Source organism: Serratia sp. Ag1, from assembly GCF_000743355.1.
In the GTDB taxonomy this organism is placed as follows: Bacteria; Pseudomonadota; Gammaproteobacteria; order Enterobacterales; family Enterobacteriaceae; genus Chania.
In genome coordinates this window covers 16,166-29,506 of record NZ_JQEI01000024.1, presented here as the reverse complement: position 1 = coordinate 29,506, position 13,341 = coordinate 16,166, and the positions used below count along the sequence as shown (strand labels likewise).

Sequence of the window (13,341 nt, the reverse complement as noted above, 5' to 3'; positions counted from 1 at the left end):
TAGCTTGATATCGGCAGTAAAAAGCCTGGCTTGTGCCAGGCTAAAATTGGATGTTACAGACCGCAGTACCAACCTGTACATTTACTACCATTCACGGTGCCGTAACCATAGGAATTACTTATAATGGTCTCTGGCTTATAATCAACTCCTCCGAACAGAACACCAACACCAGAGGTACTACCAGCAACATTCCCACGAGCTGTCGAGTTATTGATCGTTGATTGAACAACCGAACCTACAAGCCCACCTACATATTGACCTCCCGTGACATTACCCGCCGCATAAGAGTCTTTGATAGCTGAGCGCTGCATAAAGCCAACTAGGCCGCCAGCCTGCGACTGATACCCATTGGCTACAATTGTTGCAATGACGTTCCCTGTAGCATGAGAGTTACTTATAGTTGATTGCGCAACAGTACCTACCAAACCGCCCACAGTCATAGAACCTGTGACACTCCCTGTAGCGTAAGAGTCATTAATCTCGGAACTCCAAAGGCTACCAACCAAGCCACCAACACTAGAACTACTCGCGCTTACGTTTCCAGTTGCATAAGACTTGCTGATAGTCAATGTACTGCCACCATAATCAACTGCACTAGTAGCGCCACCCACCAACCCACCGACCAGATATTGCCCACTAACCTTCCCAGAAGCGTAGCTATCAATGAGTAATGTCGGGCTATCATATCCAGCCCCTAAAGCTCCAATCAGACCACCAATATGATATCCACCACCACTCACATCTCCTGAAGCATATAGGTTGCTCAGCATTCCACTACTCGAACCAATCAATCCGCCTACACTTGTACCGGTTCCAACAACATTGCCTGTCGCGTAAGAGTTGCTGATGGCTCCACCTCCTATTCCCATTAAGCCACCGACGTTATGAGTGCCATTAACATTGACAGCAGCATAGCTATTACTGAGGTAAGAAATCTGTCCAGTGAATGGGTTCCCATATAAAGAACCAATCAATCCTCCTACATCTTGCTGATCAGATTTCACAGTCCCTGTAGCATAAACATTATTTATTACCGTAACATCGGCATGCCCAATTAACCCACCGGTTGCAGTTATACGATAAGCGTTGGTGACTGAGTTGTTAACATTAACATTTTCAGCATAAACGTCATGAATGCTCCCTCCTGTTTGTTTAGCAACTAAACCACCTACATAGTCGTATGGACGTTGACGCCCAAGAGCATCATAATCGTCAATGAATGTTGTTCCTTCAATAATACCGGACACAAGGCCACCGGCACTCACATTAGCACCCACCAACCCGACATTGCGAAGTTCCCCCGTAGAGGTTCCAAATAAACCACTGTATCGATAAAGGGAACCAAACTGAGAGGAATAATAGCCTCGCCCTTCTTTGATAGTGAGTTGATTAATGGTCTGCCCAAGTCCGGAAAATATGCCGCTAAAAGGGTTCTCTTCATAAACACCTCCACCACCTATCGGCCTAAACCCAGCCCCCTGCGCGGTTGAACTGGCATCGATGGTATTGCCCAGCACATAATACCCGGCCAGATCGTTTTCCATTGCCTGTAGCTGATTCACATTCTGGATCACGGTATAGCTTTGGCCATTATTGCTGAAGCTCGCGCCCTGGCCAGAAAGGGTAACGCTCTTCCCTTTCGCCAACACATAGTCACCGCCTTCAATAAAGGCTACTCCGGCATTCTTGCCCGTGGCTTTCAGGTTGGCATTCAGCACAATGTTATCCTGTGCTGCTAACAGCAACTGATTGGCCGTGCTCCAACTGACATCATTGCCCAACGTCAAATCGCCGCTGTTGCTAATAAGCTCAACATTGCTGGTACGCAGGCTATTTGTCACCGCGCGGGCGGAGACTTTATTGCTGCTGGTGCTGTCATTCACGTTCAACTTGTCGGCTGCCACGGTCCAAGTGCCGGTCTGACCACCAAAACCACGGGTATCCACACTGGCACTGGCGCTGACATTGACCGACTGGCCGCTGGTCTCGATATTACCGCCGTTACCCTGATCGGCAGTGCTGGCATCGAGAATACCGTCCACGTTGACCAGTCCCTGTTGCCCACCGCTCAGCACGATTTTGCCCGACTTATTGCTCAGGGTTTGCGCCTGAATGGTGCCAGTGTTATTCACCACGGTCTGCAGCACGTTGCTGTTGGCATAGGCAGCGCTCATCACCACCTGCCCCCCATCGGCCTGAATAAAGCCGCTGTTTTCCGCCAATGCATTCGCCGCCGCGCCCGTCACCTGAATATTCACCAGACCATCGCCGCCGAAATCCAGCGTGGTCGCTTTGCCCGCCGCCAGCTTCACGCTGCCGAGGTTGGCCTGAATATTCCCCTGGTTGCTCACCTGGCCGCCCAGCAACACCACCGCACCACCATCTTTGGCGGTAATGGTACCCTGGTTAACCACGCTCGCCGGGCTATTGCCACCGCTGAAGTTGTATTTACCCAGAGAGAAGTTGGTGGGGGTCAAATCCTGGGTTGAAGCCACCAGCCCGCCAACGTTCACCTGTGCATTACTGCCAAACAGCACGCCATTCGGGTTGACCAGGAACACACGACCATTAGCGTTCAGTTGCCCCATCACTTTGGAGCCTTCCGTCCCCACCACCCGGTTCAACGCGATGGCGTTGCTGTTGGGTTGTTGGAAATTAACCTTGCTGCCTTCGGCAACATTAAAACTCTGCCATTCAATCGCCAACTTATCGCTGCTTTGGTTGATCTGCATCTGTTGGTTGGTTGGCTGACTGATGGTACCGCTACCAAATTTGACTGCACCACCGGCTGGCAGATCTGCCGCATAGCTGGAGCCGAACGCCAGGCTGCCCAAAATGGCCAGCGTGAGGCGATTTAATGAGGTATTGCCTATAGAACTATTTGCTTTACTCATGAATAACATCTCCATCCAAGGAAATAGAAATAATATGGACATAATTAATTTGAGCTTTGGAAAATAAACATCACACTAAACACCTGACACAGGCACCGATCTTTTTAAAAAAGAAGCAATAACCAACAGGTTAAAAAAATCTAGTAGAGGAATTTAATTATGTCCATGTTTCCACAAACATTTATTTCACCAGAAAATACAAATAATTTATCGGCTATACATAACCCACATCAATAAAAAATTAAATTGACAATTTTATTGCAACAAAAAACCAACCGAATGTAATTAACCAACAATGAATCACTGAAACAAATCAGAACAAACCCATTAAAATAAATTGAAATCAAAAAACAAAACAGCTTAAAATCAACCAATTGAATTTATTTTTAATTATTATCAGGTTAATTCTTATTAAATTAAAGAATTAAACTCAAATTTGCTCCCAAAAGGCAAAATAACCCCAAATGAGTATTGATTAGATGTAAATTAAAATGGGCAGGGTATTACAGGAAGGTGAAATAGCTCAAGACTCAAACAGTGTATCCCTTGAGCACAGGTGATCATTTGAGTTTGAACAGAATAGAGGTAGAAACCACGAGATTTTCTGGGACAAATATCCCCGCCACTTTGGATTAGCCCCAAAAGCCCGCTATGGCTTTTAGGGCTGCCGCTGTATAGTCACAGAGACACCACCAATAAGGAACATGCGGCTTCAGACGGTCAGGCCACCATCCAGGATCAGAGATTGCCCTGTCATGTAGCGGCTGTCATCACCAATCATAAATACAGCGGTACGAGCGACTTCATTGGCCTTGCCCAAACGGCGCAATGGAATTTGTTTCCGCAACGCTTTCAACGCTTCCGCCGGAATGGCATCGGTCATATCACTTTCAATAATCCCCGGCAGCAGGCAATTCACCCGGATACCAAAGCGGGCGACCTCAAGCGCCAATGAGCGCCCCATACCAATCATTGCCGCTTTAGTGGCAGCGTAGGCCGTTTGCCCAATATTGCCTTTAACACCGGAAACAGAGGACATCAATACCAATGCCCCCTCCCCTTGCGCCATCATGGCTGGCAGCAAATGTCGGTTCCAATAGAATATCGCGTTCAAATTGGTATCCATCACTTGCCGCCAGTTGTCGCCATTTTGCTGAATATGGAGTCCATCAAGCGTGATACCCGCGTTATGGATCACGGCGAAAGGCGCACCGAAACGCGACAACAACTCGGGGGCAACCTGATTCACCGCCTCTTCGTCGCTACCATCACAGACGCAGCTTTCAACCCAACCGGGTAAACCGGCGCAAGCTGCGATCACCTCGGCACTCTGCGCTTGGCTATTGCGGCAGGTAAACACTACATTCCATTGTTTAGCCAGCTCTTCCACCAGCGCACGGCCAATGCCCCGGCTACCACCGGTGACCAATACCCATTGTTTAGTCATACAATTATTTCGGCTCTTCCATCAGCATTTGACACAGTTCATCAAGCGTCATTTCCGGCTTATCGATAAACATTTCAGCAGTGAGCGTCACACCAAATTCACGCTTGGCCAGAACCATCAGTTCGACATAGTCCAGGCTGTCCAATTTCAACTGGTGCAGAGGCATTTCAGGAGACAAATCGGACATCTCCAGATCTTTAGCATCACAAATCATTTCGCAAACGGTGTTATAAACCTGTTCGTACTTTTCCATTTTTATATCCTTATTTAATGACTGGCCAACGGCCATGTTTTCAATGTTACGGCGGTGGTGATCAGCGGCTGCTGCTGTACTCTGCCCTGGATCTCGGTACGCAGAACAAAACCACTGTCTCTGCTGCCCATGATTAGCATCGGCTGGATGGCATAATCCAAACCTTCTACCAGATGGTAATGTGCATCAGGCAGCAATAATTTCGCGCTGAACTGGGTTTCATGATGCGTCTGAACTACCGGGATCTGAGCAAACACATCAATCAGCGTCGCCGCCGTCAGCTCTGGCAGAGTCTCTGTAACCATCGCCAGGGTTTCCGGCGACTTCACCAGAAGCTGGAAGAGTAATGCATCAAAGAATCCCCAAGTCTGAGCCGTATCTGACGCCTCACCGGGGAATTGCTGGCTGAGGGTCATTACCTCGGCCAAAGGGAGCCGATGCTCCTGCCCCTGACTCGCCAGTGCCAACGGCTGTGACGCCGTCAGTTTGCTGCTGAAACAGCACTCTTGGGTGGTGCTATCAAGCAATTTGCCGGTGATTTGCTTACCGTTTTCAGTAATCTGCAACTGGTACGGGGTATGACAAAGCACCGGATGGCGCAGGCGCGTACTGCAGGTATAAAACGCCTCCTGTGGCGAAGTTGCCAACAACGCTGCACTCAGGTGGCGTTTCATATCCAACATCGCACGCATACCGTGGACGCTGAGTTGTTCGGCCCCCATATTGCGCACATACTGCAGATCAAAATGGATCGGGTTGTAATCCCCGGAGAAGGCCGCCCACTCTTCTGCGTCACGCACCGTGTAAGTCAGGTTCATGCTCATGCCTGCCCGATCACCAGGGCAGCATTGGCGCCCCCAAAACCAAAGCTCAGATTCAGCGTGTTCTGCAATTTGGCCGGGCGATGCCCTTCGCTGATGTAATCCAGATCGCAGGCCGGATCGGGGTTATTCAGGTGGCAGGTCGCGGGCATCAGTTGGTGCTGTAATGCCTGCAGACAGATGATCGACTCAAAACTACCCGCTGCGGCAATCAGATGCCCGGAATAAGACTTGGTGCTGGAAAGCGGGGTGGTATAGGCGGCTTCGCCCAGCGCCAGTTTGATCGCTTCGGTTTCGTTCAGATCGTTAAGCTGTGTCGAGGTGCCATGCGCATTGATGTAATCAATCTCGTCAACATTCAATCCGGCCTGCTGCAACGCAAACTGAATGGTCTTTATTCTGGCGATTTTGTCTTCCGCTGGTGCGGTGAAATCAAAGGCATCGGAATAGTTGCCATATCCTTTAATCTCACCCAGGATGGTCGCACCCCGCGCCAGTGCTGCTTCGCGCTCTTCCAGGCACAAAACGGCAGCCCCTTCGGATAACACAAAACCGTTACGATCCAGACTGAACGGGCAGCAGGCTTTTGTGATGTCCTCTTGTTCGCTCGCTAGGGCGCGCAGGATATCAATATTCCAGACCGCAAAATCAGTGCGCAACGATTCACCAGCACCGGCCAGCATCATGGAAGCACGGCCACTACGGATCACTTCAAAGGCATCACCAATCGCAATAGTCCCTGTCGCACAAGCGGCAATCGGGGTGCTCTGGTAACCACGCAAGCCCCAGTAAAGGCTACAGGCAGCGGTAGCCGCATTAGGCATCGTCAGGAAGCAGCCAAAAGGCGATCCTAACCCAACCCTTTTATAATCATCGTAGTTGACCTGAGTTTCATCTTGCCCGGCCCAGCCGGTCCCCATGATGACGCCACAATCCAACAAGTCGTAGTAATCTGCCGGGCTTCCACTGTCGAATGCCATGGTCATGGCCTCACGCGCCGCTCCCAGGGCCAAACGGGCAAAACGCGGCGAACGGCGACGGATGGCCGCCGGGATCCCTTTCAGATTAGGTTCTTCATCAATCAGCCCCATAAAGCGGGACTGGATCCCAGCCTGGGATCTATCGTAATAACGGTAACCTAACTGGTAATCCATCATTGCCGCCCAGCTTTGCTGAGCATTCATCCCCATTGGGGTGACGGCACCATACCCGGTGACGACCACGCGACGTGGCAAAGAGTCTTTATTCATGATTTTATTCCTTTTGTATCATTATCTTTTTCCACACCGCCGCCCAAGGCCAGCCACAGCGTCATGGTGGCATTGAGATAGTTATATTGCAGTTGTGACAGATTTATTTTGCTGGTCAGCAGCGCGTCTTCCGCATCCAGTAACGTCTTGAAAGCAACCGCACCCGATTCGTATTGACTCTTCGTCAGAATCCAGCGCTGCTCGGCAAGCTGTAGATTCTGTTGCTGATTGATCCGTTGCTGTTGGTAACTCAGGCGCTGTGTCATCGCGTTATCCACATCAGATAAGGCGCTGTACACTTTGCTGCGGAACTGGATCGCCGCCTGCTGCACATCCAGCTCCGACTTTTCGATGGTCAGTTGCACTTTATTCCACTGGATAAACGGTAATGCAGCGTTCGTTCCCAACGTTCTGTATGGGTTACTGAACCATTGCTGGAAAATAGCGCTGCCCGCGCCCAGCGTAGCGCTCAGCGACAATGTTGGATAAAAGCTCAGGCGCTCAACGTCGGAACCGGCCAACGTAGCGCGCAAACGTGCCTCTGCCGCCTGCACATCCGGGCGGCGAGCGATCACCTCCAATGGCAGAGTCTGCGCAATGGCAACGTTCTGTGTGATATCCAAAGAGGTTCGTTCAGGCTGGCGATCGGTCGGCGCACGGTTGAACAGGATCGCCATGGCATTACGCGCCGCCTCCCGCTGTTGCTGCAGGGTCTGATACTGGTTTTCACGATCGAGCAGCGATTGTTGCGCCTGCAACAGTTCGATCTGCCCAGCAGCTCCTGCCGCATAGCGTGACTGCACCAGCTCTAGCGTTTGCTTACCAATATCCAGGCCCGCTTGCTGATGTACGATCTGCTGATTCAGGTTGGCAATCTGCCAATAGAGTTGCGCGGTCGTACCAATCAGCGTTAACGCGGTGTTTTGCCGATCCTGTTCCGATGCTTTAACTTGCCACTCTGCTTGTTCACGCGCACGCGCCAGCTTGCCCCACAGATCCAGCTCATAGCTCAAACCAAGCGCAGCGCCGTAAGATTCTACTGGTTCACGGTTTTCCCGCAGGTTCTTGGTGTTGCTGGCACTGCCGGTTACGGAAACATCCGGCGTCAAATTGGTATTGGTTAACCCAGCGGCCAACCGTGCCTGCTTCAGCTGCAGCCCGGCAATCGCCAGATCGTTGTTGCTGGTCAACACTCGGCCAATCAACATCGAAAGTTGTGGATCGTTGAAATTCTCCCACCAGTGATCGGTCTGTTGCAGAAAACCCGCCCCTGTATCTTGCACCCGCCACTGTTTAGGCACCGACAACATCGGTTGCTGGTAATCACTTTTTACTAAAGAGCCACAACCCGTCAGCACCAGTGAGATCGCGATAGCCAAAGAAATTTTATTCATCTTACTCGCGCGCCAGCGCCTCCGTAGGGTGAAGGCGCGCCGCGTTGCGCGCAGGGAAAAAGCCGAATCCCAACCCAATCAGTGCCGAGAACCCGCAAGCCAGCACGATCGGTGGCCAGGTGAAAATCATGGTGAATTGCTGCGTAACCTGAGAAAAAATCAGCCCGGCGATCCCGGAACCGATAATGCCGATCATGCCGCCCAGCGAGCAGATCACCATGGCTTCAATCAGGAATTGGCGCATAATGTCCGCCGGACGGGCACCGACAGAAAGACGAATACCGATCTCATGAGTGCGTTCGGTCACCGAAACCAGCATGATGTTCATCACACCAACCCCCCCCACCAACAGCGAAATACCTGCAATCGCCGTAATCAGCAGCGACATCGAATCCGATGCCTTACGCATGGTCTCGGTCATCTGATCGTTGGTTTGAGTGAAAAAGTCGCGCCGACCGTGGGCCTGCTCCAGTAACTGCTCTACGTCTTTCTGCGCTTCACTCAATGAGAAACCATCGCGTAAACGCAGAGTGATCGACTCAATAGGCATGCTGCCAGACATCCGCTCCAGTAACGAGGTATAGGGCATCCACGCCCCCAGCATCATGCCGCTGAACTTGCCGCCTTTAGGTTCAGCGACACCACTCACCCGATAAGGTGCCCCGGCAAGTTGAATAATCTGCCCTTCTGGCTGTTCATCTTTTTTAAACAGCGTTGAGCGCAGATCGGGATCGATGATAACCACCGGTTCCCGCTCCTCGACATCGCTTCGGGTGAAGCTGTTACCAGAAATAAAACGCAGGCCCCGCACGCGGAAATAAGCGTCACTGACGCCAGAAAGCGAAACAAACGCCTCTTTCCCGCCGCGAACGACCGTGACGGAATTGCTGATCACCGGGGATACGCTGTCCACATAAGGTTGCCGCGCTAACAGTTCGACATCCGCCAGCTTAAGAGAGCGGGCATAATCAGCACGCGGTTTATCCCAACCTAAGCCTGGGCGAATCTCCAGCGTGCTGGTACCAAGCTGGCTGATTTGCTCAAGAATACTTTGCCGCGCCCCTTCGCCAACGGCCATTGACGAGACAACGGAAGAAATACCGATGATAATGCCCAGCATCGACAGAAAAGCCCGCACCCGGTGCCCAAGCAGGGCACGCCAGGCCATCTTGACCGCCTCTTTGACGCTCTGCCATAACTGCGCCCGCCCGGTGGCTACCGCGACCGGTATCGACGGTTTGTTTTCCAGCGCTGGCACCGATTCATTACGCCTGTCGGCAATAATCTCACCATCGCTGATTTCAATAATGCGCTGTGCCTGATTGGCAACGTCGCGATCGTGGGTAACGATAATAATGGTGTGGCCGGACTGGTGCAGCGAATGCAGGATCCCCATCAGCTCATGCCCGCTGGCCTTGTCGAGTGCACCGGTCGGTTCATCGGCCAGAATAATTTCAGCACCATTCATCAGCGCACGGGCAATACTGACCCGCTGCTGTTGCCCACCAGAAAGCTGCGCCGGTTTGTACTCCATACGCTGCTGCAATCCCAGCCGGGTCAGCAGGTATTCGGCCCGCGTTTGCCGTTCTGTCGACGGCATTGCCGTGTACAGTGCCGGAATCGACACGTTTTCCGTGGCGCTCAGATAAGGCATCAGGTGATAGCGCTGAAAAATAAATCCGATGTACTGGCTTCTTAATTGTGCCAGTTGTTCACTGCTAGCCAACTGCGTTGAAATGCCCTTAATGCGCATCTCACCTTCTGTCGGTTTGTCCAGGCAGCCAATAATATTCATCAGCGTGGATTTACCCGAACCGGAAGCCCCAACGATCGCCACCATTTCGCCACGCTGGATGGTCAGCGAGATATTCTTCAGCACCGCAACCGTCTGCAGCCCGGAAACGAAATGGCGTGAGATACCACGCAGCTCAATGAGTGGCGAGCGTTGATCAACCATGGCCCACTCCCCCACCGGACTGCTGCGGCAGCACAACACGCTCCCCTTCCTTCAGCCCTTCTTTCACTTCAACGAACTGACCATCGTTGGTGCCTACGCGGATCCAGCGGGAAACGGGTTGATCGCCCTCCAATACCCGCACCTGATAACGATCTTTCTCCTGCTGTGTACCCAAGGCGGCAACTGGCACACGCAGGGCGTTCTTCGCCTGTTCAGTGATAATGAACACCTGTGCAGTCATTGAAGTACGCAACACACGTTCAGGGTTGGCAATGGTAAAAATACCGTTGTAGTAAACCGCAGCAGGCTGCTGATTCGTCGAAGCTGACAGGTTGCTCTCCAATAAAGCATCGTTTGGTGCTTCCTGAATGGCTCCCATCACACTGTCATAACGATGCTTGGGATCCGCCACCACGTAAAACCACAGGGGTTGCCCCACGCGCACTTTCAGAATGTCAGTTTCAGAAATGCGGGTGTGAACCGTCATCGTATCTAAACTGGCCAGTACCAGAATGGTCGGCACGGTCTGAGACGAAACGATGGTTTGCCCTTCTTTAGTGACAATCCCCAATACCTCACCGTCGATCGGAGCCACAATCCGGGTAAAATCCAAGTTAGCCTTGGCCGTTTCCAGCGCCATCTCAGACTGCACAATCTGTGCTTCGTTGACTTTTAACTGTGCCACCTGCGTCTGGAACAGCGCCTGCGCTTTTTCCAGATCGCTTTTCACACCGGCTCTGTCACGATCCAGCTTCAATTGGCGATTCAGCTCTTGCTGGTATTGGCGTAACGTTGCCTGAGTGACCTGTTTCTGCGCCTGAGCACTTTGCAGTGCCGCTTCCGATTTACGCAATTCATTCTGCTGTAACCTAGGGTCGATCTCCGCCAGCAACTGCCCACGAACAACGCGATCGCCCTGTTTGACATACAGTTTGGTCAACTGACCGTTAACCTGGGCACCAACACTCACCTGCAGTGCCGGTTTGAGAATGCCAGTAGCCAGCACGGTTTTCTCAATGTCGCCCTGCGTCACTACCGCAGTGCTCAGCGTCTGAACCTGTTTGGGAACAGCAAAATACCAAATCGCTACACCCACCAGTGCTATTGCTGCCAGTAAACCAAGCAACAACATCACGCGTACTGTTCTTTTACCTGAAATCGGCAAGGTCGTTTTCATCAACCCACCGCCGTTGCCAGAACCGGTTGAGGCTCAAATTCTGTATTAACACCGGCTATATGCCCGCCGGACATACGGTAAACACGGTCAAACATCGGTAATACGCTCTCACTGTGTGTCACGGTGATCAGAGTTTTATGGTGTTCACGGCAGTGATCCAGCAGCGTGGTCATCACCAGATGTGCCGTTTCTTCATCCAGGTTTGCCGTCGGTTCATCCAACACCAGAATCGGGCGTTCGCTATACATTGCGCGAGCCAACAGCAAACGCTGGCGCTGGCCTAATGACAGCCCGGCATGGCTTTCGCGGATCAGTGCATTCAAGCCACCCGGCAACTTTTCCACCACCGACGCCAGGTTGAGCCCCTTGAGCGACTGTTCAATCTGCCGATGTTTGTGTTCATCAAACTGGTCATCAAACAGCGTGATGTTGTGCAGCACCGAGGCGTTGAACAGAATATCTTCCTGGCTTTGCAGGAAGAACAGCGAGTGAATCTGACGATAGTCAACCGGTTCACCATCCACCAGAACCTCGCCCTGCTGCGGTGCCATCAAGCCGGTCATCACTTTCAGCAAGGTGCTTTTACCCGCACCAGATTCCCCCACAATGGCGATACTTTGGCCAGGCTTCAGCGACAACGAAAGATCACGCAGCACTGGCTGTTGGGCATCGTAAGCAAAAGCAATATTGTGATACCGCAGTTGTGAAGCGAAAGTCGGGATGGCGGCAGGAATGGCGGAATCCGATTCTTCACGCTCTGGCAACGCGGGGAACAGATCGCGCGCACGGGTATCAATCACATGCAGTTGGTTCTTCTGCAGGATGGCATAAAAGATTTTGGTGATATATGAGGTAAAAATCTCACGGACAAAGCTGTAAGCAAAAAACTCACCCAGCGTAATGGTGCCGCCTTTCAGCAGCGGTAATGCCAGGAACATAAAGCACACCATCTCCAGGCTGCCGATCATCTGATACAGGCTGCTTTTTACCTGCTCATAAATCTTCTGCCGTTGACGACAGCTAAATAACGACAGGGCATACTTGGCAAACAGGCTTTTACGCTGGCTGTCTAAGCCAGCCGACTTGATAGTAGAGAAGCCCTGAATGCTTTCCAGAATAAAATCACTCTGCTCAGCGGTTTTGACCTGCATCTGCTGGGTAAAATAACGATCGCGGTAGATCGCCCAGACGCTGACCAAGCCCATCAGCGTGACGCCAATACCTGATACCATCGCCAATAGCGGGCTCATATAACACATCACAGCCAAGGCAATAGCACCAATCACCCAGTCGGTACGCAGGCCGTTATCCAACTCGATCTTGATTGCAGAGGCCATCTGCCAGTTGGCAAAACGGCTGAACACTTCACCTGGGGCACGCTTGTCGAAAAAGTTCAGCGAATTGCTGAGTAACCGCGAGAACCCCCCCACGCTGTTCACCACCACAAAGCGCTTGATAAAGCGCTCAGTAACCCAGCGCACGCCAAATGCCAGCGTCGTCGATACCACAAACGCCAGCAGGAAATAGAAATACGGGAAATCAGTCTCACCCGCCGAGGAGAACACTTTATTGATGGCCGAACTGACCATCGTCGGCATGATAAACAAGGTGAGTGAAATCAGGAAAGACAGCACCATTAAGCGGTAAATACCGCGAATGCCCGCAGTTTCTTTCAGACTCATGCATTCCATAGCGCTGAAACGTTTGCTGCGCTTCACGCCTGCCAGTGCCTGCGGATCAGGCTGCGTTTCACTGTCTAACACCAGCGCATAACCGCTGATATCGCGCTTTAACGCCTCTACGGGCAACAGCTGCTGACCAATCGCCGGATTCATCACGCAAACATAATCCCCCTTGCGATAGGCAAGCAGGACATAGTGGCTGGCTCCGTAGTGCAGAATGGCAGGCAACGGCAATTCGGCCAATTCGTCATGCTCAAAGGCCACGGGGTAGCACGGCATTGCCAACTCAGACATGATGGTACACAGCGTAGCCAATGAAGTACCGTGCTGCGACGCGGGATAACGCTCACGCAAACTTTCCAGCGGTGCACTGATACCTTGCGTCTCGGCCATCATGGAGATACAGGCCAACCCACATTCATTCGTTTCGCCTTGAAAAACCAGCGTTGGGATTATCTTTTCCATG

General features: G+C 51.8%; 9 protein-coding genes. All 9 read right to left on the bottom strand.

Going from position 1 to position 13,341, the window contains the following annotated elements:
- Positions 1-53 precede the first annotated feature (53 nt).
- The 9 genes from IV04_RS14840 to IV04_RS14800 all read right to left on the bottom strand — a co-directional run bounded on the left by IV04_RS14840 (position 54) and on the right by IV04_RS14800 (position 13,340).
- Positions 54-2,894, bottom strand: a complete 2,841-nt coding sequence (locus IV04_RS14840; protein WP_051916822.1) for a GLUG motif-containing protein — start codon at positions 2,892-2,894, stop codon at positions 54-56.
- 712 nt (positions 2,895-3,606) lie between these two features.
- Positions 3,607-4,341, bottom strand: a complete 735-nt coding sequence (locus IV04_RS14835) for an SDR family NAD(P)-dependent oxidoreductase (protein ID WP_037400586.1) — start codon at positions 4,339-4,341, stop codon at positions 3,607-3,609.
- A 4-nt stretch (positions 4,342-4,345) separates the two neighbouring features.
- Positions 4,346-4,594 carry an acyl carrier protein gene (locus IV04_RS14830; protein ID WP_037400584.1) on the bottom strand — a complete coding sequence of 83 codons (249 nt, stop codon included), beginning with the start codon at positions 4,592-4,594 and terminating at the stop codon, positions 4,346-4,348.
- A 14-nt stretch (positions 4,595-4,608) separates the two neighbouring features.
- Positions 4,609-5,412: a MaoC/PaaZ C-terminal domain-containing protein gene (locus IV04_RS14825; protein WP_081893226.1), complete on the bottom strand. Its 804-nt coding sequence runs from the start codon at positions 5,410-5,412 to the stop codon at positions 4,609-4,611.
- A 2-nt stretch (positions 5,413-5,414) separates the two neighbouring features.
- On the bottom strand, positions 5,415-6,665 hold the full coding sequence (locus tag IV04_RS14820; RefSeq protein WP_037400581.1) for a beta-ketoacyl synthase: 1,251 nt from the start codon (positions 6,663-6,665) through the stop codon (positions 5,415-5,417).
- Complete coding sequence (locus tag IV04_RS14815; protein ID WP_037400579.1) at positions 6,662-8,059, bottom strand: efflux transporter outer membrane subunit; 1,398 nt, start codon at positions 8,057-8,059, stop codon at positions 6,662-6,664. Before IV04_RS14815 ends, IV04_RS14820 begins: the two co-directional genes overlap by 4 nt.
- A 1-nt stretch (position 8,060) precedes the next feature.
- Positions 8,061-10,016, bottom strand: a complete 1,956-nt coding sequence (locus tag IV04_RS14810; protein WP_037400577.1) for a MacB family efflux pump subunit — start codon at positions 10,014-10,016, stop codon at positions 8,061-8,063.
- Positions 10,009-11,193 carry an efflux RND transporter periplasmic adaptor subunit gene (locus tag IV04_RS14805; RefSeq protein WP_037400575.1) on the bottom strand — a complete coding sequence of 395 codons (1,185 nt, stop codon included), beginning with the start codon at positions 11,191-11,193 and terminating at the stop codon, positions 10,009-10,011. Before IV04_RS14805 ends, IV04_RS14810 begins: the two co-directional genes overlap by 8 nt.
- Positions 11,193-13,340, bottom strand: a complete 2,148-nt coding sequence (locus tag IV04_RS14800) for a peptidase domain-containing ABC transporter (RefSeq protein ID WP_051916821.1) — start codon at positions 13,338-13,340, stop codon at positions 11,193-11,195. Before IV04_RS14800 ends, IV04_RS14805 begins: the two co-directional genes overlap by 1 nt.
- Position 13,341 lies beyond the last annotated feature (1 nt).